The following is a 21,746-nucleotide window of genomic DNA, read 5'->3' as shown; positions in this document are numbered from 1 at the left end:
CAGACGGATTTAATTAAATCATCTATCCTAAAATGTAGCCTTGTAGAAACACTGAAACACCGTATTTTCTGGAGATAAACAATTAAATATAAGCTAAACCTTAGCGCTCTCCAGGCACATAACAATTTTATTGCTTTTTGCTGTTATTCTTTGAAATTCTAAACCATAATAAAATTGACTGTAAGTGAGCATTTTTATATAGTGCCACGCACAATCAATATGAATCCTTTATCAGGAGAAGCAATGACCAATAAAACAGCTAAACTTAGCCTTGAAGGCCAAGAGCCGCTTGAATTACCCGTATATACGCCTACCTTAGGAAATGATGTTATTGATATCACGAAATTGGGGGCGAGTGGCGTCTTTACTTTTGATCAGGGTTATTTATCAACTGCCTCCTGTGAATCTAAAATCACTTATATAGACGGCGATAAAGGTATATTGCTCTATCGGGGCTACCCTATCGAGCAATTGGCCGAGAAAAAAGATTTCCTTGACGTAAGCTATCTTTTACTTAATGGCGAATTACCTAATGCTGAAGAAAAGAAAAAATTTGTTAGCTTAATTAACAATCACACCATGGTACATCAACAAATGTATCAATTTTTAAATGGTTTTCGTCGTGATGCGCATCCCATGGCAATTATGGTGGGTATGGTTGGTGCGCTTTCTGCGTTCTATCATGAGACTATGGATATAAATAACGCCGAAGATCGCTTTATTTCTGCAATTCGCATGGTTGCTAAGATGCCTACTTTTGCAGCAATGAGTTATAAATATTCCATAGGATTACCGTATATTTACCCACAAAATAAAATGTCTTATGCGGAAAACTTCTTGCATATGATGTTTAGCGTACCAACAGAAGAGTCTACGCCTGATCCGGTTCTAGTCCGTGCCATGGATACAATCTTTATTCTGCATGCAGACCATGAACAAAATGCTTCCACTTCGACTGTTCGTCTCGCTGGCTCAACAGGTGCGAATCCTTTTGCATGCATTTCTGCAGGTATCGGGGCATTATGGGGGCCTGCACATGGGGGTGCAAATGAAGCATGCCTGAACATGCTCAAAGAAATTGGAAGCGTTGATCGCATTCAACATTACATTAAACGGGCTAAGGATAAAGATGATCCATTCCGATTAATGGGATTCGGGCATCGTGTATATAAGAGTTATGATCCTCGAGCAAAAGTAATGCGTCAAACCTGCTATGATGTCTTGGAAGCTGTAGGTGCAAAAGATGAGCCATTATTCAAACTGGCTATGGAACTGGAGCGCATTGCCCTTGAAGACGATTATTTTATTGAGAAAAAACTTTATCCCAATGTTGATTTCTATTCAGGCTTGACTTTAAGTGCTCTAGGAATTCCAACCAATATGTTTACAGTAATTTTTGCTTTGGCTCGAACTGTGGGTTGGATGAGTCATTGGATGGAAATGGTTGCCACCAAGTCACGAATTGGTAGACCACGTCAGCTATACACTGGCGAAAAAACTAGAGATGTACCTTAATAGCCTAGTTTAGCACACACCCATCATCCCGCGGTAACGAGGGATGATGGGCGGTTAATAGAAGTCTGTAACTACCACTTTGCTTTTTGCAATGCCTGGCGCCAGCCCCGATAATCCATTTCTACTTCCTCTAAAGCCCTTTGTGGACTAAATTCTTGCTCCACACTCCAGATTGCATTGAGTTCATCTAAAGAATTAAAAACACCACATCCTAAAGCAGCCAATATCGCTGCGCCCTTAGCCGTGGTCTCGATATCTTTAGGTTTTTGTATTTTCAGTTGACACTGATCTGCTAAAAATTGTAAGAACCACTGATTGACTGCCATTCCACCATCAACACGCAATAAGGACAAATCCAATTGACTGTCTTCGCGCATACAAAGACATACTTCGCGCGTTTGGTAACAAACACCCTCTAACGCAGCTCTGGCAAAATGAGCTCTGCTGCTGGATAAGCTTAAACCGACCATGGATGCTCCTGGTACCGATAACCAATGGGGAGCACCTAAACCCGTAAAGGCTGAAACTAAATAAACCCCGTCATTTCCTTTTAATGAGTTTGCTAAGGTTTCGGTTTCATCAGCATGAGAAATAAGTTGCATTGAATCTCGTAACCACTTTACAGTGGTACCCGCATGATAAATGCTGCCTTCTAATCCATAAACTGTTTTTCCATGAATCTTATAGGCTATGGTTGTCAGAAGTTTATGCTGCGATAAAACCGCCTTACTTCCTGTATTAAGCAATAAAAATGCACCTGTTCCAAAAGTGGCTTTTATCATGCCAATGTTGAAGCAGGCCTGACCAATTAATGCGGCTTGCTGATCGCCAGCAACCCCGGTAATGGGAAGTTCAATACCCAACCACTTTTTATCTATCAGGCCAAATTGACTATCACTTGCACAGACTTTAGGTAATACGGACTCGGGTATTCTAAAATATTCGAGCAAATCCCAATCCCATTGTTCTTCCTTAATATTAAAAAGCATGGTCCTTGATGCATTAGTCACATCAGTTAAATGTAAATGTTCCGTAGTCAAACGCCAGATAAGAAAACTATCAATAGTGCCAAAAGCTAAATCACCTTTATCTGCTAATGCTTTTGCTTCAGGATTATTATCTAAAAGCCATTTTAGCTTAGTCGCTGAAAAATAAGGATCGGGTATTAAACCCGTTTTTTCTTGAATCATCGATTCATCAGCTATTAATGTTTTGCAGTATTCAGCGGTTCGCCGATCTTGCCAAACAATAGCCGGTGCAAGACAGTCTCCAGTTTTTTTATTCCAGATTACTGTAGTTTCTCTTTGGTTTGTTACACCACAAGACACTATTTGCTCCACAGGAACCTGAGATACAACATCACGCATGGCAGTTAGAGTTTTTTGCCATATTTCTTCTGGATCATGCTCGACCCATCCGCTTTGCGGATAATGTTGAGTAAGTGGGTATTGACTGGAAGTAACTAATTCGCCATGAACAGTATATATCATGGCACGGGTACTACTCGTTCCTTGATCGATTGCCAGTAAATAATTCATTGTTGCAGAGTTCCTTGTCCCAGCTATTATGTGTATATTGTAAGTGTATACTTTTTTTATGGAGACCAAAATATGAATTCGGTTTTTGATGTTGCAATTATCGGTGGCGGCATCAATGGCTGTGGTTGTGCTGCAGATGCGTCATTAAGAGGATTATCTGTAGTCCTTTTGGAGCAAGATGATTTAGCCTCTAAAACTTCCTCAAGCAGCACAAAACTAATTCACGGTGGGTTTAGATATTTAGAAAATTATGAATTTGGTATGGTGAAAAAAGCAATCACCGAAAGACAACGCCTTTTAGATTTAGCACCCCATTTAGTACATCCCCAAGCCTTAGTTCTACCTTATGAAAAGCATATGCGACCCGCTTGGTTTTTACGTTTAGGTCTTTTTATTTATGACCATTTAAGTAGCAAAAATCGTTTACCCAAATGCAAAACCATTTATAGAAAAAGCAAAATGGAATATTTTGACCCTTTAATTAATCAATTAGATATGGGTTTTCTATTCTATGATGCTGTAACTGATGATGCTCGCTTAACCATTGTCAATGCAATCCAAGCAAAAAACCATGGGGCTAGCATAAGAACCCACTCTACAGTGATTCATATCGACGTTGTAAATAACTTATGGCAATTAACTGTTCAACCTAAAGTAGGCCCATGCTATACACTCTGTGCCAAATCAGTAATTAATGCGGCTGGTCCATGGGTCAAATCGGTGGAACAACTCACGCAGATCCCCGATCGACAAAAAATCAGTTTAATTAAGGGAAGCCACATTATTGTTCCTCAAATTTATGAGGGCAATCACGCATATTTATTACAACATCAAGACAAACGGGTAATTTTTGTTATTCCATACCACGGATTTAGCATGATAGGTACCACTGATATTCCACTCACTGGAAATCCAGGTAATGCAAGCATCAGCGATGAAGAGGTTCATTATTTGCTTGATTTGGTTAATTCGTACTTTAAAAGTAAGATATCAGCACAAGATATTATTTATACTTGGAGTGGTGTCAGAGCCTTGCTCGCTGACGAAAACAAAGAGGCCAAAGCTTTAAGCCGTGATTATTCATATGAAGTCCATCTCAACCCCGCACCCAGTGTTACCATTTATGGTGGAAAAATTACTACGTACCGGCAATTAGCAGAGGAGGTTATCAATCAACTCCTTCCAACATTTCCCCAAATGGGCCCTTCGACCACGGCATCAACCCCATTACCAGGAGCCTCTTTTGAACAAATGAATTTTGAACAGTACGTTCATTATGCTAAAGAAAAATATAAATGGATGGATACAGACTTATTTAATCGTTATTTGAATACTTATGGAAGTCGCATGGAATTGTTCCTTTCCTCCTGTAATAGCAAAGAATCCTTGGGAAAAAAATATTGTACCTATCTCTATCAAGTAGAAGTAGATTATCTGATTTTAGAAGAATGGGCACAAAATTGTGAAGATATACTCAAACGCCGAACAAAGCTTGATCTAATCATTGATGAAACAGGTAAAAAAGAATTGGCAAATTACTTATCAAAGGTTACTTCTTATCCTTCTGCCGAAGCTCCTCTTTTATTGCACTGACATCAACAGCCACTGCTTGTTCAACCAATTCTTTAAGCGTTGAAGCTGGCATACTGCCCGCATTTGAATAAATCACAATTCCTTCTTTGAATACCATCAGATGCGGGATAGAGCGGATTTCAAAGAAATCCGACAATTGTTGTTCTGCTTCAATATTTACTTTTGCAAATTTTATATTTGGAAACTGCTCAGCCACTTGCTCATAAACTTTGGAAAATTGTTTACATGGAGCACACCAGTCTGCCCAAAAATCAATGAATACAATTTCATTTTCGTTAATTAAAGATTCAAATTCAGAACTGGTAATATTAAGGCTGGTCATATTTCTTCCTTAGCTTCAATTGAGTTAACAATTTTTTGGAATACATCATCCACATCTCCAGCTCCAATAATACTATGGAATTCAGGAGCACCATGGGTGCCACTCTCAGCCCAAGACTTATAGTAATGAACTAAAGGGGCTGTTTGATTACGATAAACTTCCAAACGCTTTCTTACCGTTTCTTCTTTGTCATCTTCACGTTGAATTAAAGCTTCTCCTGTAACATCATCTATTCCGTCATGTTTTGGAGGGTGATTTTGGATATGATAAACACGGCCAGAAGGTTGATGGATACGTCTTCCACTAATACGCTTAATGATTTCTTCATCATCAACATCAATTTCAATAACGTGGTCTAAATAAATTTCTGCCTGCTTCAAGGCATCTGCCTGTACAATTGTTCTAGGAAAACCATCAAATAAAAAGCCATTGGCACAATCGCTCTTTTTTAAACGTTCTTTGACTAGCCCAATAATAATGTCATCGGAAACCAATCCTCCCGTTTCCATAATCTTTTTGGCACTGAGTCCCAAAGGAGTTCCTTGCGCAATAGCAGCACGCAGCATATCACCTGTGGAGATTTGCGGAATTTGATAACGTTCAATCAAACGCAAAGCCTGGGTTCCCTTTCCTGCACCCGGCCCACCCAAAAGCATTAATCGCATTAAAAACTCCTTAGTGATCTATATCAGTTTCAATTACTGAATATATTATTACTTATTAAACCATATAAATTCAAATTTACCCTAAGCTTCTACGTCACAAATTCAGGAAAACATTAGCACCAATAGTGTTGTTCTAATATTTTTTACACGAATTAAGCTGCATTGCATAAAGTTGTGAGCGCGCTTTTACTTTGCGAGCAACGGGTATTAACCATGATTTTCTCAAATAAGTTTTACGTTGATAACCACCTATACCTTCATGATAGGCCAAATAAAGTAAATACGCATCTGTTCGAGGCACCCTTGCTCTTTTATACGCTTCATTGGCGTACCATCCAATAAAATCCACACCATCTGCAAAATCATCCCGGGAAGCAAACCATCCACCACAACTTTGTTTGTAGTGATTCCAAGTTCCATGTAGTGCTTGGGTATATCCATAAGCTGACGAAGGTCTTTTCCAAGGAATAATACAAAAGAGCTTCTGACGAGGTGGTCGTGCTCGTGCGTTAAATTTTGATTCTTGATGGATGATTGCCATTTGTACTGGAATTGGAACTTTCCATCGGCGTTCCACATCCTTAGCATCTCGATACCATTTAGGATATTGCCTAAATATATTACAAAGATTATTAACATCCGCAGGAGGATGACTAACACATGCAGTAAGAATTAAAGCAAATATTAAAAAAAAGAATGTTCGTAATTTCTTAAAAATGTGCAACAAAGCGTCCATGAGCAACCAAACCTGAAAATTGAGCATTTTAACAAATTTGATAACTACAATCTACGCTTGAATTATAATCATGATGAACTGGAGATATACTTTTATATAAATTGGCTGTTGCATACATTCGTTCGAATGAACCAAAATGGAATGATTTTAGAAACCGTAGTATCACCTCGTCATTCCGTGTGTTACCGTGTGACGATCCCTCGTTGCACTCGAGATGACGTAGCAAGAGGTAGAATTGTAAAACCTACTATTTCCTCACCCTACCCCGTGCTAAGATAGGGGTTCATTTACAGTAAAAGAAAACTAAACCGATGACCATTCTTGTATTCGATATAGAAACAATTCCTGATATTGAAACAGCCCGTAATTTATATGATTTACACGGTCTGTCTGATGAAGACACCGCAGAAGCAATGTTTGCATTACGGCGAGCTAAAGTAGGTAACGATTTCTTGCCACATTATTTACAAAAAATTTGTGCTATTTCTTTGGTGATGAGCCATGGGTCACAAATAAAAGTATGGTCGTTAGGTGATGAAGCCTCTGATGAAAAGGAATTAATCACCCGTTTTTTTGCTGGAATCGACAAACATACACCAACACTAGTGAGCTGGAATGGCAGCGGGTTTGATTTACCGGTTTTGCATTATCGTTCCATGTTGCATGGCATCACCGCACCTACCTATTGGGAAACAGGAGAAAATCAACAAAATTTTCGTTGGAATAATTACTTAAGCCGCTTCCATTATCGACATCTTGATCTCATGGATGTGATTGCAGGATATCAAAATAAAGCGTTTGCTCCACTGGATGAAATCTCCAGTATGCTGGGATTTCCTGGAAAAATGGGCATGAGTGGTTCTAAAGTCTGGGAACAGTATTTATTAGGCCAAATAAAAAGTATTCGCGATTATTGTGAAACAGATGTTCTCAATACATATTGTGTTTTTTTACGGTTTGAGCTCATGCGTGGCGTACTCCAACATGATGAATATCATCGTTTATTGGAATTGCTAAAAACTTATTTACGTTCAGAGCAAGATAAAAAGCATCTGCAAGAATTTTTAAGTCATATGTCATAAAATGAGTAGTCACATAAGTCTAGCGCCCCTGACCTCCCGAGTGTATCGAGGATCTCCATCGTAACACCGCTACAAGCGTGGAGATCATTCGTTGCGCTCGGGATGACTGGAAAGCGTCGTACGCAAGCTACCATTAGATTGTAAAAGACCTATGACCATTAAAAGAAGGCAGCAACTTATCGGCATTAATAATCTCAAGTGCATTCCGATAATCATCACTCTGCAAATGTTCTAACGTTTTTGCAAAGCGTTCTGTTCCTAGCTTTGCATAGTCTTCCTCACTCACAGATTTCGCTTTATTGGCTAATTGGGTCCACGACCAAAGGGTTATCCACCATTCGACTACCGGTTTATAGGCAGTAAACCAGGCCAATACCGACTCTGTAAGTTCTTTATCTCCGAAGTATGCTTTTAAAAAAAATTAATTCTTGCTCTTTACTCAGTTTTGCTTCAATTGCAAAATAAACCAGATCCCACATAAAGTCGTTATTACCGGAATACTCCCAATCAATTTGATAGAACACTTTCTCTTTCTTTGGTCCAGAAAATGCCATCATATAATTTAGGGGTGTCGAATCATTATGACATGGGCTCATCTCAACGTGATACGAAGAAAATAAATTCTTCAATGCAATCATCTGTTCTACTATAAAGTCTGTATTCTCAGGAACCACAAAACTTTTACTTTTTAACCGTTCCAATAACTGTTCGTTGCGTTCGAAAACTGCTGTGTCATTGTCAAAACGTTCCGACGTATGCAGTTGTTTGGCCATACTTGCTAGAGTGGTCAATATGTCAATACGTTGCAATGTTTCTTTGTCTAAATCATGAGCATTTTCAATGTACTCCATCAACTGTAATCCATCAGGTTCAAAGTGTTTTATGGGTACATTAAGTCCCAAGACTGATGCTTTGCGCGCATTTTCTCCTTCGTGCTCACGCGATATTGAAAATGAGGACACCTCTCCAGGAATTCGTAATACCCATCGTTTGAATTGGCTACGCTCGATGAGATGAGGATTGATTCCAGGGATTTTGGCAAGCAACTTAGGAATATTAGGACCCATTTGTACTCTGTACACTGTATTGGTCATTCCACCTGATAATAATTTTAATCTCAGCGCATCCAACCCCACTTTTGAAAGCAGCGGTATGCGATGAATTGTGGGTAATAAGCTCATGTATTTCTGAGTTAACTCGACCATCTCTTTCCATGCATGGTTTACCAGAGATGCCTTGAACTGCGATTTAGGATCGAGTAGACTAAGAATGTAGATCATTAAATGTTCATAAATTTCAGGATTGCCATTATCTTTGCCAAAAAAATACCATTTCATAAAGATCGTTTCATAAAAATTGAGCATCAAAAGAGTATATAAAATTTAGCCACAAAATTACAAGACAGCACATTTAAAGAAAAAATTAAACAACAAGGGCTCTTGCTATGACTGACCCCCTTATTCCTATAACCAAAAGACAAGCTTTAGTATTTACCTGTTTTTTTGTCATGTATGAGTTTTTAACTTATATAGCCAACGATATGATCATGCCGGGGATGATTCATGTGGTCCAGTCTTTTAATGCGCCTGAATCAGCGGTAGCCACTTCTTTGAGTGTTTATATTCTCGGAGGTGCAAGCTTGCAAATTTTCTTAGGTCCTATATCTGATAGTTATGGGCGCAGGCCCATGATGCTTCTTGGTGCATTTCTATTTTTTATTTTTACCCTATTTATTGCCAGCTCCAATTCAATGTCTCAATTTCTGTTCGCACGTTTTTTTCAAGGTATGGGATTATGCTTTATTGGCGTCATAGGTTATGCGACCATTCAAGAGATATTTGAAGAAATGGATGCCATTCGTTTAATCTCGATCATGGCAAACGTTGCAATTCTTGCTCCCTTATTAGGCCCACTGATGGGAGCTATAGTAATTCATTACACTTCCTGGCGTTATATTTTCATAACCATTGCTCTGGGTGCTCTTATTACATTATGGGGATTATGGAAATACATGCCTGAACCGATTGGCCAGACAAAAAAGAATGGAGAAGTAACACCAAAAACCAAGTTCTCAGCAAATAAAGTATTACGAAATTATAAAGATTTGTTTACTAATAAAGCATTTGTCTTTGGAACCTTGGCCGCAGGTACTGTAGGTATCCCATGTATTGCTTGGATTGCTTTAGCCCCTATTATTTTGATTTCTGAAGCGAAACTCACGGTGATTCAATATGGACTTTGGCAACTTCCTGTATTTGGTGCGACCATTTTGGGTAATTGGTTTTTACATCAATTAACTTACAAATACACAATTAAACAAATCATTTTTTGGGGCTGTATTATTATGGTTATTGGGGCCATTTTAACTTCATTGCTTCCATACCTTTATGGTAATGCTTATTACCATTTACTTCCTGGGACAATTATCTATTTTTTTGCACTCAGTGTGATTAATGCACCTTTAAACAGATACTGTCTTTTTGTAACCCCTGTAAGCAAGGGCACCGCGTCGGCATTGGTTAGTCTATGTGTTATGGTTGTAGGTGCGATAGGAACAGAGTTAGCTAATTTTTTCTATAAATATCACAATAATTTTCATTTCGGACTTTATTGTAATGCGATTCAACTCCTATTTTTAATATTTATAGCTTTAACATTCTTCCCAAGTCAAAATGCAATTATGGAAGAAAATAAAGCAGAAAATAATAACACAATCTAGCTCAGCCTCGATTGTACGGTATGAACCCAGTTTTTAATCCTGGGTTTCCATTTTCCTATTATTCACAATAAATAGTTTAAGAAATCCACAAATTTTTATCTAACATGCAGTGGACTTCTTTTTCCCCTGTTTTATAGGGTGCCATGCGACAATCCATTGTAAGACTAAGTAAGGAGTAGGTATCGAGTCGAGTTAACTTTTTCTCTGCAGCGATTCGATTGAGCATAGTCATAGACGCTTTTTTCATTGCATTTTCAATATCATTATCCTTTGCGTAAGTAACATATTGAGTGGGCGTATCCGTTTTAGGCAATAGGAACGGAGTTTGTTTTTCAGACTTTTTTGGAACCATACAATAAACACCTTTTACTCCATTAACCACCTCTGAAATAGGACAATTCCATGTTGCAAACATAATTTGCTCAGCTTGTTCGGGAGATACTTTACGTTGATCCATAATCAATTTAATCGTTTCTCCTTTAAGAATATCAAGAGCCTTGTTCAAATCCGCATCATAACCTACTGCGATCCATGCATCGGGTGTTTCGACACGTGGCCAGCTCAATGGAGTGTGTTTAAGCAAATCAACTGTAATATTGAACTCTTCATATGCGGTTTCAATTGCAGTGAGATTGATCTCGCCATTCCCCTGCCCAGCATGCGAATCACCTGTCCACAGTAGCCCCCCTTTTACGAAAACCGGTAAGTACAATGTGGTACCCTCTTTCATTTCACGTAAATCCATATTTCCACCAAAAGGGCCCGGTGGAATTGTGTCAAAATCACCAGATTTTTCATGTGCTACTGCAATTAAACCCGGAAATGGGGCAAGTGGAATTACAATCCCCGGCGCAAATTGCATCTGCATCTTTTTTACATCGAGATAAAAATACTTAATTTGTCCCTCCGGAAATTCTTCTGGGAATAATCCTTTTCCAGGAACATTATTATTCGATGCATAGCTTCGAGGCAGTATTTTATTAAAATGTATTTTGAGCACATCACCAGGCTCGGCACCTTGGATATAGACGGGGCCTGTAATAGTATGAGGGCCTCTACCTGGGACGGCATTATTCATACGGACAACTTCTTCAATAGGCGTACCTGGTACCACTTGGTTATCGGAAGCAGCCATAGTTTCTATAGAAATACTGTCACCTGGATTAATGGTTAAAACAGGGGGTTGATGATTATTGTATACACCCCATTGTGTCGTTGCAGGCGTTGCAGGAAGCATATAGGTTTTATGTGCTAAGTTGGCACTCTCTAGCGGAGCAGCCATAAGTTTTTGCTCAGGTAGTTTTTCAATGTATGGAAAACATTTTTTTGTTTTTCCTACCGAATTGATTGAATTATCTTGGGCCAAGGCCGCGCCAGTATTCAGTATATTGAAACAAACTGCGCCAACAAGTAAAAATAATTTATAGTCCACAACCATAGTTCCGCTCCATGTTCGCCGTAATAGATTATTGTTTTCTCTAGATAAAGTCCTTGTCTGCATCAGCAGTTTCCATTTAACGGTATAGAGTTAGGTATTCTTTGTCAATATTAAACGATTGGGCTTGCTTTAGAAAAATATATAGTTAAAGATGTAAAGAAAGATTCGTATGTCTATGCTTTTGAAAGAAAAAAATCATGATCCGATTATTATTTTTTACTTTACTCATTCTCCTAAATGGTATTCATAACCTTGTTAATGCACAGACATTAAAAAATCCTCCTACAAAGCCAACGAAATCAGATCAAAAACCGATTGAAAACAACTCCAGTATTAGTTCTAACCCTGCCGCAGTTAATGTAACTACTGGCTCTGGAGTGCTACAACGTTATTTAGAGAACAAGCTAGGTATTCAAAATAATCATGGAATTATGCTTCAAGGAGCATGGATTGGTGACACCAACAGACTGTTCTCAGGTGGAGTGCCCGATGCGGACCTAGTGACATCCAACAGCGTTCTTTTAGTAGATCTTACCGTGGATATGGGACAATTTACTGGATGGGATGGTGGGTTGTTTAGCGCTCAATTTCTGCAACAAAATGCTCAGAATACCAATGCACAAGCGGGTATTATACAAGGATATAACTCATTACCCGATGTTTATCCTTTTAATCGCTCCGAACTCTATGCCCTTTGGTATCGCCAAGAACTTTTCGATAAAAAATTATTTGTCCGAATTGGAAAAACAATCACCACGCTCGATTTTAATAACGTCATTAAACCCGCCCCACTCAGTTCTGACGCACTTAACATTCCTGCAGTGACAAGTTTAATTTATACCCCAATTTTTATTAATCCAGAAGTAGATGGCATCATGCCCGGTTATACGAATACTGCTTATGGTATTACTATGACTTTGGCCCCAATCTCTCAATGGTATCTATCCTATGGAATATATGATGGCAATCTCGCTAGTGGCAAACAAACCGGCTTAACCGGTCCGACATTTAATGGAAGGTATTTTCAAGTGAGTGAAATGGGTGGCGCTTGGGTTTTAGGAAAAAATCATTTACCTGGGACTGCTGGACTAGGTGTATGGCATCAAACTGGCTTAATTCGGCAGCACAATCTCACTGAAATGGAAGCAACAGGCGCTTATCTATTTGGTTCGCAGCGTTTATGGTATCGCCATCCTGGATACGATACCAGCGGGATTTCCGCGTTTTATCAATATGGGATCAATAACTCCAGTGTGTTACCTATGAAACAATCTATCGGGGGTGGCATTACTTTATTTGGCCTTATTGCGCATCGTGAGGGCGACTCATTAGGCGCAGGTTTTTCGCTTGCTTGGCTCAATCAGCGCATTACTGATCGCTCTTCTGAATTAATGTATCAAATATATTATCAAGCAAAAATAATGAATAACATATATCTTGAACCAGTACTGTCATACATACCCACCCCAGGTCAAAATACCAATTTGCCCCCTGCATTCGCTGGAACACTAAGAGCTATTGTATTGGCATAAAAGCATCTTTTAAAATTAAAATTAGTTTTCATGTGCCCATCCTTATTCATCTTGGGAGCGTGGACTCAATGAAAATACTAATGGACTTGTACGGCAATATTTAAAGAAAAGTTCCAGTTTTGATTTAATGACAGCTCAACATTTAATTGCTATTAAGAAAACACTTAATGAAAGACCTAGAAAAATGTTAGGATTTAAAACTCCTGATATGTTATTTTTGCCTAAAGAAACTTGTTAGATAGTGGTTGCATTAGCAATTGAATCCGCGAATACTATTATTTAAACGCTACTTATTGGTTTATATATTTATAAAGTGTAGTCTTCCCCACCCCAACCATCTTACAAATTGATTGAATAGTGGTGAATTAAAAGTTTTCGAACAGCAATTTTAATCGTTTACAAACCCACCGTTTTATAGGCTCATGTTTTCTATCAATAGCGTGTAGCCCATCGGTACACTAATTCACAGGAACAAAGTATTTCTTGATAATCTCATAAGCTGTTGACCTACGCTTGCTGCCATACAATCTGTATAATACATCCTATACTTATCCATCAGAGAATTCGCACTTGAATCACGAGAATCAAACACCTTATGCGCAACTCGATCCCAATACCATTTTGGATGCAATTGAAAGCACGGGGGTTCTTTGCACAGGCAGCCTAGTCGCACTAAATAGCTATGAAAACCGCGTTTATCAAATAGGAATTGAAAATGCCGAGCCGCTCATTGCTAAATTTTATAGACCGAATCGCTGGTGTTCAGCAGCTATTTTAGAGGAACATCAATTCTCACTTGAATTAGTACAACATGAAATTCCCATTATTGCCCCCCTCATTATAAACGACCGAACCTTACACCATCATCATGATTTCAGATTCGCACTCTTTCCCAGGCGCAGCGGCCACGCACTAGAATTGGATAATAGCGAACAACTAGAATGGATGGGGCGTTTTATAGGGCGCTTACATAGAGTTAGTGCATGCCGGTCATTTCAACATCGCATCCAATTAACCCCCCAAAGTTATGGCCATGATCCTTACAAACTTCTCATTGAACAAAGTTTTATTCCTGATTACTTAAACTCAAATTTTTGCAAAACAGTTGAAACAGCATTACAGAAAGTAAATCAGATATTTAAGTCTATAGGCGATATTGATCAAATACGCTTGCACGGCGATTGTCATGCAGGAAATGTGTTATGGGCCGAATCAGGCCCTCATATCGTTGACTTAGACGATTGCCTCATGGGCCCTGCGATACAGGATATTTGGATGTTACTTTCAGGTGAACCCAAACAAATGGATTTGCAACTGGAGAAGATTTTAGAGGGTTATTGTAAATTTCATGATTTTAACCCGCGTGAGCGCCATTTAATCGAGGCATTGCGTACACTACGCATGCTGCATTATTCAGGATGGATCGCAAAACGCTGGGCCGATCCCGCGTTCCCTTTGAGTTTTCCATGGTTTAATACTCCTGTATATTGGCAAAATCTGATAATAAATCTTAATGAACAGATTGAATTATTAGAGCAATTTGAATGCTAACTAGTGGGGCGGATAGACGATTTTTCCAGACTTTATCCTGCTCTTGTTGCAAAAAATTTTAATTAAAGCTTGGCATCCTTAAAAGCAAGTTTTTAATGAAAATTGGGCTTGATTTTAAAGGGCAGTACCTACGCTTGCTACCATGACAATCAATGTACAATTACTATTCAGCATGATGCTATTTTCCACTTAAACGGTAACACATCCTCAACGATAGACTAAATGAAAACGACTACCATATTAACATCCCACTCTATAAATCCTTTTGATAATTTGCCGAATGAAATGCTGCACTATTTGCTCGGGTTTACCAATCATAAAGGGAGGTTAGTATGCAAACGCTTTCTGGAAGCTGATAGAGAATTAACCAAAAATGAAGCGCAAGAGTTATTCAACGACTACCTAATAACAAGAACTATACGCTTTGACTCAGTAAACCCTCTAAAAATAATACATCTTATAACTGTATTTGCGCTTGATGAATTGCCTAAAATATCCGATCCAAACGAAAAAGAGGCCAGTATCGGTATCTTATTATTACAATTGTATGAAGTGCTGTATTTCTATACCAACCATAACCAAGTTGAATTTACGCTTCCACGCGAACCCGACGTACTAGAGAGTTCAGTATTGGCAGTTTCCTATTTGATTACTTCTAATGATGAGAGTGATACACTAAGAACCTCTATTTCAGAAAAAGACATTGATAAGATCAAAGACGATGTAGGTGATATGCTGGCTTTTCTTACTGGCACAAACCCAGAAAAAAACATCAAAACTTGTTATTTTAATGAAATTGTTACGGGGATGATGCAAGATTTCAAGGAAGATATGAAACATGCCGTCAAAAATACCTCTGGCTGTAATTTACGTTTTTTTAGCTTTACCACTACTGAAAGCAAAACACAGATAATTTTACGCCTAATTAATCAATGTGCTTCTTTGCTTGAAAACCAGCTATCCACATCTCAGCCAACATGTATCCTGTTTTAATTCTGTCTTTTGAATTGAATAAGTAAAAAGCAATAAGCGTAGTCTGACTGCCCTTAATTTAAGGCATAATGCATTGATTATATGTTTGAAATGATGCTCTCGGGTTACATCAACTGATGTTAAAGTTTCTGTAATTATTTTTGTGCTTTGTTTTCCCTACATTTTGGATGCATAATTGAAACTAATTAACAGTTCCAATGTATACTCTTCAAATTTAACTATCCTGCTCTAAAAAAATTAAATGATCCCACTTTTGACAACTACACGATTAATAATTTGCGAACCCTCTCTGAATGATTTTGACAATCTCTACAGACTGCAATCAAATTCTCAAGTGATGCGTTTTATCGGTCATGGGCAACGTGATAAAAATGAAGTCATAGTTGGATTAGAAAAAGCCATTCATCACTTTCAAAAACATCAATTTAGCCTTGGCTCTGTTTATACAAAAGATTCCGATGAGTTTATCGGTCGAGCAGGACTTATTTATTTCAATTATGATGACCAGCAATCAGAGGTTGAACTCGCTTATGCTTTATTACCTCAATACTGGGGCAAAGGGTATGCTACAGAAATCACTATCTCTCTAATTCAATTAGTTTTTCGAAAGCTTAATATGCAAAAACTAATCGCTGTAGTCCATCCAGAAAATGCTTCTTCCCAAAATGTATTAATCAAATGTGGAATGAGTTATGCAGGAACCATTAATTATTGGAATAAAGAAATTATGACATTTGAAATAACCAATAAAATCCTAACCATCTAATTTATTCTCGCTCATCTTTGATACAAGTTGAGCACCTCATGGATTCAATATAAACTTTTAACCACCCGATGTATTAGTCATCAATTCTGATTTAATAGGAACGTGTAATGTTCAATAAAATTGAAAGTGAAAAATATTCGACGCGCAGCAGTTGGGCTAAATCTTCAGAGGAAAAGCAAAAATTAATTTTGGAGTATCAAGACATTTATAAATCTAGTTTATCAGAAGGAACTGTATTTAGGATTGTGGGTCTTTCTATTTTAGAAACATTAGCCTTGCCTAGATGTAATCATCTTTGGGTCTTGCCTGTAGGCTACTATCATAGTGTCCCTCCGACGCTGACCCTCACCTCACCTGAAAGTTCGGAAATACAAAATCATGGTGGCGCTTCTCGTTTTGGCGCAGTGATTGTCTATGATGAAATAACAGGAGGAATGTGTTTTTTTCATTTTGGTAAAAATCCTGCATATCTATCTCATTCAAGTGCGGAGTATAACAATAACAAAGAGTTCTTTTTAGATACCCCTTCTGCAAAACTTTCCGTAGAGATATTAACTATATTAAACGAAAGTAATACCTTGGATAAAGTAGGGGGATCTACCCTTTTTGCCAGTTTTAAAACACATGTTAAGGAAGAAATAATTCAACATGCAAAAAAGCTAACTGACCAGACCACAATTAATTTAGCCACCTTTACAAACTTAGGCCTGGAGTGTGATACTGTAAAAATTCTCAGTGGCGAGCATGAGGAAAATACGATTATCGGTATTATTCCTTTATTGCCAGAAGAGAAGCCAATTATTCTCTGTAGTGGGAACCCTCTGTTCGGTCCCAGTACCCATTTTACTGAGGTCCCTGCTCTTTTAATGCAACCATTCACTGAGTTAAGTACATATAAATCTTCTGGTAGAGACAATGAAGTACTCCATGATTCTGGAGAGGGAGCATTCCAGAAAAACTCAAATACACCGCACTCTTCTTTGAGTATTTTTAGTCATTCTTCATCTCATGATGATGTCTCAACTTCTGTGGTCGATGCACCAGGAATGACTTTTAAAGGTTTCTAGTGGTTTTAGCGATGTATGTCGCCGTTAAGAATAATATTTTGAAACGAAACAATACCCCAGGGTCAGGGCTTGAATCTTGTTCAATTAAAATTGATAATTCGAGGCCTACGCCCTGAAATACACTAAGAGTTAAGTTTGGAGATTCACTTTAAAGGTTCACCTATCCAAAATGAAAAGGTGAACTTAAGGCTATTTAGAATTAATGTTTCTTATATGCTGGATGTGACTCTTTTAACACGAAACTTGCAATCAGCAAACTTGCTAAAAAGCATATTGGCATCACCATTAAAGCGATTTGGTAACTTGAAATACTGTACACATGCACTCCATTAACCAAATGCCATAAGTTGGTATGCTGTAATATGTACCCCACTAAAGGCTGAAATAAGGCACCACCTAGCACTACGGAAAGATTATTAAAACCTGAGGCAGTACCAACAAGCTCTGGTGGATTATTTTCTTTGACTACAGCAAAACTTACCGTTTGCCCTCCGGCGCCTAAACCCAATACGAACAGAATAAATGGGGTCCATCCATAAGATAATCCAGGCAAATACAATAAAACCAATGTCGCAAACAAACCTAAAATGGCACTGATAATGAGCGCGATGCGTCGACTTTGAATACGATCACTAAACCATCCTAATAAGGGGCTCCCCACACCGATTCCAATCCAAATCATACTGCATAGTCCTGAAGCGGCAACCACGCTTATTTGGAATTTTTCTTGTAAATACGGAACACCCCAAAGTGCTGCGAAGACGGCAATGGGTGCCCATATTGTGAACGCATAACCACCTATTATCCAAGTATAACTATGTTTGCACACCGCCATAAGTCTTTTCCATTCATCACGGAGGTAATGCTCAGGAACTGCTTGGCTTTTCTGATGTGGGTAATCTCGGATATACAACCAAAAGAATGTCGCCAGAATAAAGCCAATAATCGAAAGAATAAAGCTTGCATTACGCCAGCCAACACCCTGAATTAGATAAGCTAAAGGCATTTCACCAAACATAGCACCTACGGAACTCATCAATTGGGCGATCCCTGCCAAAATGGCGAAATAATGAGGAGGAAACCAACGTGATAAAAGAACCAACACTCCAATAAAAGAAAATGCTGAGCCAATTCCAATTAAGAATCTTCCGATACATGCAGTGAGTACACTGTCAGTTGAAGCAAAAAAAGCAGACCCAAGAGCACATAGGATAATGGCAAAAGTCATTAATTTTCGCGGCCCATAACGATCAAATAACACGCCTGCGGGTATTTGGGTTGGTGCGTAAGCATAAAAATAAAATGCGGAGATCACTCCAAATCCTTGTCCTGTAACCCCAAAGGTTTTCATCATCGATTCAGCCATGACGCTAGGGGCTACCTGCAGAATGAATTCATATAAATAAAATGATGCTGCCAGGAAAAAGATAAAATACGCAGTCACCAGACTTGTACTTACTCCTTGAGGTGTTTTTTCTATATAATTTGCGCTCAACTTAAGGCCACTCCGTTTGAAATTCCTCATTTAAGCTCATACATATTTATTTTGTCAATATGATCTTAATACAGAAAAGGAAGTCAGATGTATTTTACTTAAAGGATTCTCTGTTCTCTTTTCGTCGTCATCCCCAGTACAGCAAGGGATCTCCAGGGCTGTAGTACCGTGTTAGGAGGGAAAATTCCTCGCTGTACTCGAGATGACGAGAACTTCACAGCACAATATCCAGACTATATGATTCTACTTTTGTTTAGGGTAAATCGCACCCAAAATTGCAGGGGCTTGAGATCCGGTAATCGTACTTAAATCTACGGGAACGTGATTTATTGTTTGCGCAGCCAGCCAAGCAAACATCATCGCTTCTAAATAATCAGGGCTAATACCTACCTCTGCTATACTTTTCACACGGGTTTCTGGTAATAATTCAGTAAGCCTATGCAAAAGAGCATGATTGTGGGTGCCCCCACCACACAGATACATTTGCTCTACTTGATTGGGTTCATTTAAAACCGAATCCGCAATCGTTTGAGCAGTAAATGCAAGCAATGTTGTTTGAATATCTACTGCTTTATATCCTTCTCTTAAATGGTTTTTTAGCCATGATAAGGAAAAATATTCTTTACCTATACTCTTTGGTGCTGAAGAGGTAATGAAAGAATCTGACATTAATGCTTCAAAAAGAGGAACAATAATTTCGCCTTGTTGCGCCCATTCTCCACCAGCATCATAATCCTTGCCCTGCTGCTCCATGATCCAAGCATCCATTAGGCAATTCCCAGGACCTACATCCCAACCTTTAGTTGGCTGATTTGCATGAATAAAGGTAATATTGCTTATACCACCTACATTCACTACAGCAATATGATTATTTCTGCCACTAAATAACTGCTGATGATAAAGCGGTGCAAAAGGAGCACCCTGCCCACCCAGTACCAAATCACGAGTTCTAAAGTCAGCAACAACAGTGATACCAGTTAATGTTGAAATAGTATGAGCACATCCCAACTGTAAAGTATATGGAATAGAACAATTCGTATTATGACACACTGTTTGACCATGACTTCCTATCGCACAAATATCACTGGCTGATAATTTTGCTTTTTGTAATAATTGATTTACTGCATAGGCAAACTCTCTTCCAATCAATGTATTCAGTTGACAAATAGAGGCCAGACTTAGGTCTAAACCATGGAGCAAATTATCCATGCGTGCTTTCACTTCATCGCTGTACTTATTAGTGATCCCATAAACCAGTGTGTTTTTTGATACATCAACCAACGCCGCATCAATACCATCCATACTTGTTCCAGACATCAAGCCTATGTACAAAGTCATTCTGTGATCCCCAATAGAAAATATTAAAAGCATATAGCTGGATACAGCGCTTTGGCATTGCGATTAAATTAAGAAACTTCCCATCCCCCTCTGGGGAGATGGGATTCTTTTCACTTAATAGCAATGCCACTGCGCGCACCGAAGCTACATGTCTAGACGCCTATAATTTGAAACAAGTATAAAAGTTATTGGTAGTAATTTCAGCTATCTCATCATATGACATACCGCGCAGCTCAGCGATAGCTTCCGCCACATGTTTTACTAGTGCAGGATGATTTTGTTTTCCGCGATAAGGTACGGGTGCTAAATAAGGTGAGTCCGTTTCAATGAGTATTCGGTCCAAAGGTATTTTTCTTGCTACATCTTGAAGGGCCGTTGCATTTTTAAACGTAACTATTCCCGAAAATGAGATATAAAAATTCAAATCCATGGCTTGATGTGCTATATCCAAACTTTCAGCAAAACAATGCATAACACCACCAATGTGTTGGGCATTTTCTTCTGCCATTAATGCGATTGTATCTTCTGCTGCTTGACGAGTATGAATAATCAATGGTTTTGAAGATTGTAAAGCAGCCTTTATATGCGCTTTAAATCGGCTACGTTGTATTTCTCGCGCTTCTTCAGTATGAGTTCGATAATAATCTAAACCTGTTTCACCTATTGCAACACATGCTGGATTCTTTGCTAAATCAAGCAACATTTTTGAGGTAACAGCAACATCCATTTCAGTATTTGGATGAACACCAACCGATATACTAATATCAGTATATTGTGCAGCAAGCTTTTCTAATTGTGGATAATCCTTTAATTCAACGCAAACACATAAAAAATGCTGCACTCCATTTGATTTTGCTTGTGCCAAAACATTCGCCATATCATTATTAAAATCAGCTAAATCGAGAAAATTCAAATGACAGTGTGAATCAACTAACATGGATGACCTCTTAAAATGTTCGTCAGCCCAACATAAGGAATAGAAAGAAATAGTTCCCCATATTGAATGAACCTAAATTGTATCTGTAAATTGAGAGGATTTTAACATGCCTGCTAAATAGGTCTCTATTTTATTACATAAATAGCGGCTGTTTTCACCGATAAATTGTACTCCTATTCCCGGTACTTTATTTCCCTGCGCTCCGTTAGGAGTAATCCAGATTACTTTACCTTCAACAACATAGGATTCATCCTCATCCATTAGTTTAACAAATAGCTTAACCTCTGAACCAAATGAGTAGTTTGTTTTAGTACGGATAAATAACCCGCCTCCTTTGACAAAAGGCATATAAGCTGCATAAAGATCTGACTCACTCAGAAACGTGCAATTGATTTGTTGTGTTGTATCCATCATAGATCTTCCTTAAATATTCTGGACTTCATAAAAATCAAAACATTA

At 38.4% G+C, this 21,746-nt stretch carries 19 protein-coding genes and 2 pseudogenes; 10 read left to right on the top strand and 11 right to left on the bottom strand.

From position 1 onward, the window contains the following. Positions 1–243 precede the first annotated feature (243 nt). Positions 244–1,515, top strand: coding sequence for a citrate synthase (gene gltA / locus OQJ26_RS12560; protein ID WP_265704113.1), 1,272 nt, complete (start codon positions 244–246; stop codon positions 1,513–1,515). 71 nt (positions 1,516–1,586) lie between these two features. Here gltA and glpK read toward each other — a convergent pair whose 3' ends face one another. Then, on the bottom strand, positions 1,587–3,053 hold the full coding sequence (gene glpK, locus OQJ26_RS12555; protein WP_265704112.1) for a glycerol kinase GlpK: 1,467 nt from the start codon (positions 3,051–3,053) through the stop codon (positions 1,587–1,589). Positions 3,054–3,125: 72 nt separating this feature from the next. Between glpK and glpD the strand changes: the two genes are divergently transcribed. Then, complete coding sequence (gene glpD / locus OQJ26_RS12550) at positions 3,126–4,646, top strand: glycerol-3-phosphate dehydrogenase (RefSeq protein ID WP_265704111.1); 1,521 nt, start codon at positions 3,126–3,128, stop codon at positions 4,644–4,646. On the opposite strand, the gene OQJ26_RS12545 is transcribed toward glpD, so the two are convergent. The 3 genes from OQJ26_RS12545 to OQJ26_RS12535 all read right to left on the bottom strand — a co-directional run bounded on the left by OQJ26_RS12545 (position 4,603) and on the right by OQJ26_RS12535 (position 6,369). Further along, entirely contained in the window at positions 4,603–4,968 is a 366-nt protein-coding gene (locus tag OQJ26_RS12545) for a thioredoxin family protein (protein WP_265704110.1), read from the bottom strand. The genes glpD and OQJ26_RS12545 overlap by 44 nt on opposite strands. Further along, positions 4,965–5,633: an adenylate kinase gene (gene adk, locus OQJ26_RS12540; RefSeq protein ID WP_265704109.1), complete on the bottom strand. Its 669-nt coding sequence runs from the start codon at positions 5,631–5,633 to the stop codon at positions 4,965–4,967. Before adk ends, OQJ26_RS12545 begins: the two co-directional genes overlap by 4 nt. A 133-nt stretch (positions 5,634–5,766) precedes the next feature. Beyond that, the gene (locus tag OQJ26_RS12535) at positions 5,767–6,369 is read right to left on the bottom strand and encodes a transglycosylase SLT domain-containing protein (protein ID WP_265704108.1); all 603 of its coding nucleotides are present in this window, start codon (positions 6,367–6,369) and stop codon (positions 5,767–5,769) included. Between the two features lie 311 nt (positions 6,370–6,680). On the opposite strand from OQJ26_RS12535, the gene OQJ26_RS12530 reads away from it, so the two are divergent. Then, positions 6,681–7,451 carry a 3'-5' exonuclease gene (locus OQJ26_RS12530; RefSeq protein ID WP_265704107.1) on the top strand — a complete coding sequence of 257 codons (771 nt, stop codon included), beginning with the start codon at positions 6,681–6,683 and terminating at the stop codon, positions 7,449–7,451. 133 nt (positions 7,452–7,584) lie between these two features. Here OQJ26_RS12530 and OQJ26_RS12525 read toward each other — a convergent pair. Then, positions 7,585–8,788: pseudogene (locus tag OQJ26_RS12525) on the bottom strand (phosphotransferase). Positions 8,789–8,895: 107 nt separating this feature from the next. Here OQJ26_RS12525 and OQJ26_RS12520 point away from each other — a divergent pair. After that, positions 8,896–10,170: an MFS transporter gene (locus OQJ26_RS12520; RefSeq protein ID WP_265704106.1), complete on the top strand. Its 1,275-nt coding sequence runs from the start codon at positions 8,896–8,898 to the stop codon at positions 10,168–10,170. A 76-nt stretch (positions 10,171–10,246) separates the two neighbouring features. Here OQJ26_RS12520 and OQJ26_RS12515 read toward each other — a convergent pair whose 3' ends face one another. Beyond that, positions 10,247–11,671, bottom strand: a complete 1,425-nt coding sequence (locus tag OQJ26_RS12515) for an acetamidase/formamidase family protein (protein ID WP_265704105.1) — start codon at positions 11,669–11,671, stop codon at positions 10,247–10,249. Between the two features lie 134 nt (positions 11,672–11,805). On the opposite strand from OQJ26_RS12515, the gene OQJ26_RS12510 reads away from it, so the two are divergent. Both OQJ26_RS12510 and OQJ26_RS19545 read left to right on the top strand, forming a co-directional pair. Further along, positions 11,806–13,140: a carbohydrate porin gene (locus OQJ26_RS12510; protein ID WP_265704104.1), complete on the top strand. Its 1,335-nt coding sequence runs from the start codon at positions 11,806–11,808 to the stop codon at positions 13,138–13,140. A 25-nt stretch (positions 13,141–13,165) separates the two neighbouring features. Next, positions 13,166–13,378: pseudogene (locus OQJ26_RS19545) on the top strand (transposase); the annotation flags it as partial. 52 nt (positions 13,379–13,430) lie between these two features. Here OQJ26_RS19545 and OQJ26_RS12500 read toward each other — a convergent pair. Beyond that, positions 13,431–13,496 (bottom strand): hypothetical protein, encoded by a 66-nt coding sequence (locus OQJ26_RS12500; protein ID WP_265704184.1) that lies wholly within the window; start codon positions 13,494–13,496, stop codon positions 13,431–13,433. A gap of 214 nt (positions 13,497–13,710) precedes the next feature. Between OQJ26_RS12500 and OQJ26_RS12495 the strand changes: the two genes are divergently transcribed. The 4 genes from OQJ26_RS12495 to OQJ26_RS12480 all read left to right on the top strand — a co-directional run bounded on the left by OQJ26_RS12495 (position 13,711) and on the right by OQJ26_RS12480 (position 17,517). Next, entirely contained in the window at positions 13,711–14,691 is a 981-nt protein-coding gene (locus OQJ26_RS12495) for a serine/threonine protein kinase (RefSeq protein ID WP_265704103.1), read from the top strand. Positions 14,692–14,913: 222 nt separating this feature from the next. Next, complete coding sequence (locus OQJ26_RS12490; RefSeq protein WP_265704102.1) at positions 14,914–15,684, top strand: hypothetical protein; 771 nt, start codon at positions 14,914–14,916, stop codon at positions 15,682–15,684. A 253-nt stretch (positions 15,685–15,937) separates the two neighbouring features. Continuing rightward, the gene (locus tag OQJ26_RS12485) at positions 15,938–16,450 is read left to right on the top strand and encodes a GNAT family N-acetyltransferase (RefSeq protein WP_265704101.1); all 513 of its coding nucleotides are present in this window, start codon (positions 15,938–15,940) and stop codon (positions 16,448–16,450) included. Between the two features lie 107 nt (positions 16,451–16,557). Further along, a complete protein-coding gene (locus tag OQJ26_RS12480) occupies positions 16,558–17,517 on the top strand; it encodes a hypothetical protein (protein WP_265704100.1) in 960 nt (319 codons plus the stop codon). Between the two features lie 199 nt (positions 17,518–17,716). Here the strand turns inward: OQJ26_RS12480 and OQJ26_RS12475 are convergent, their stop codons facing one another. The 4 genes from OQJ26_RS12475 to OQJ26_RS12460 form a co-directional block, all read right to left on the bottom strand. Continuing rightward, positions 17,717–19,012 (bottom strand): MFS transporter, encoded by a 1,296-nt coding sequence (locus tag OQJ26_RS12475; RefSeq protein ID WP_265704099.1) that lies wholly within the window; start codon positions 19,010–19,012, stop codon positions 17,717–17,719. Between the two features lie 243 nt (positions 19,013–19,255). After that, on the bottom strand, positions 19,256–20,350 hold the full coding sequence (locus tag OQJ26_RS12470; RefSeq protein WP_265704098.1) for an anhydro-N-acetylmuramic acid kinase: 1,095 nt from the start codon (positions 20,348–20,350) through the stop codon (positions 19,256–19,258). 160 nt (positions 20,351–20,510) lie between these two features. Continuing rightward, the gene (locus OQJ26_RS12465; RefSeq protein ID WP_265704097.1) at positions 20,511–21,287 is read right to left on the bottom strand and encodes a TatD family hydrolase; all 777 of its coding nucleotides are present in this window, start codon (positions 21,285–21,287) and stop codon (positions 20,511–20,513) included. A gap of 72 nt (positions 21,288–21,359) precedes the next feature. Then, positions 21,360–21,698, bottom strand: coding sequence for a PilZ domain-containing protein (locus tag OQJ26_RS12460; protein ID WP_265704183.1), 339 nt, complete (start codon positions 21,696–21,698; stop codon positions 21,360–21,362). Positions 21,699–21,746: the final 48 nt, after the last annotated feature.

This window comes from Legionella sheltonii, assembly GCF_026191355.1.
Taxonomy (GTDB): Bacteria; Pseudomonadota; Gammaproteobacteria; order Legionellales; family Legionellaceae; genus Legionella; species Legionella sheltonii.
This window is presented reverse-complemented; position numbering and strand designations above follow the sequence as displayed.

Excerpts from the sequence above, each read along its gene's own strand:
- OQJ26_RS12465 (WP_265704097.1), bottom strand. The coding sequence starts at position 21,287 with ATGTTAGTTGATTCACACTGTCATTTGAATTTTCTCGATTTAGCTGAT.
- OQJ26_RS12480 (WP_265704100.1), top strand. The coding sequence starts at position 16,558 with ATGTTCAATAAAATTGAAAGTGAAAAATATTCGACGCGCAGCAGTTGG.
- OQJ26_RS12545 (WP_265704110.1), bottom strand. The coding sequence starts at position 4,968 with ATGACCAGCCTTAATATTACCAGTTCTGAATTTGAATCTTTAATTAAC.
- gltA (WP_265704113.1), top strand. The coding sequence starts at position 244 with ATGACCAATAAAACAGCTAAACTTAGCCTTGAAGGCCAAGAGCCGCTT.
- adk (WP_265704109.1), bottom strand. The coding sequence starts at position 5,633 with ATGCGATTAATGCTTTTGGGTGGGCCGGGTGCAGGAAAGGGAACCCAG.
- OQJ26_RS12515 (WP_265704105.1), bottom strand. The coding sequence starts at position 11,671 with ATGCAGACAAGGACTTTATCTAGAGAAAACAATAATCTATTACGGCGA.
- OQJ26_RS12510 (WP_265704104.1), top strand. The coding sequence starts at position 11,806 with ATGATCCGATTATTATTTTTTACTTTACTCATTCTCCTAAATGGTATT.
- OQJ26_RS12520 (WP_265704106.1), top strand. The coding sequence starts at position 8,896 with ATGACTGACCCCCTTATTCCTATAACCAAAAGACAAGCTTTAGTATTT.
- glpK (WP_265704112.1), bottom strand. The coding sequence starts at position 3,053 with ATGAATTATTTACTGGCAATCGATCAAGGAACGAGTAGTACCCGTGCC.
- OQJ26_RS12530 (WP_265704107.1), top strand. The coding sequence starts at position 6,681 with ATGACCATTCTTGTATTCGATATAGAAACAATTCCTGATATTGAAACA.
- OQJ26_RS12470 (WP_265704098.1), bottom strand. The coding sequence starts at position 20,350 with ATGACTTTGTACATAGGCTTGATGTCTGGAACAAGTATGGATGGTATT.
- glpD (WP_265704111.1), top strand. The coding sequence starts at position 3,126 with ATGAATTCGGTTTTTGATGTTGCAATTATCGGTGGCGGCATCAATGGC.
- OQJ26_RS12535 (WP_265704108.1), bottom strand. The coding sequence starts at position 6,369 with ATGGACGCTTTGTTGCACATTTTTAAGAAATTACGAACATTCTTTTTT.
- OQJ26_RS12490 (WP_265704102.1), top strand. The coding sequence starts at position 14,914 with ATGAAAACGACTACCATATTAACATCCCACTCTATAAATCCTTTTGAT.
- OQJ26_RS12460 (WP_265704183.1), bottom strand. The coding sequence starts at position 21,698 with ATGGATACAACACAACAAATCAATTGCACGTTTCTGAGTGAGTCAGAT.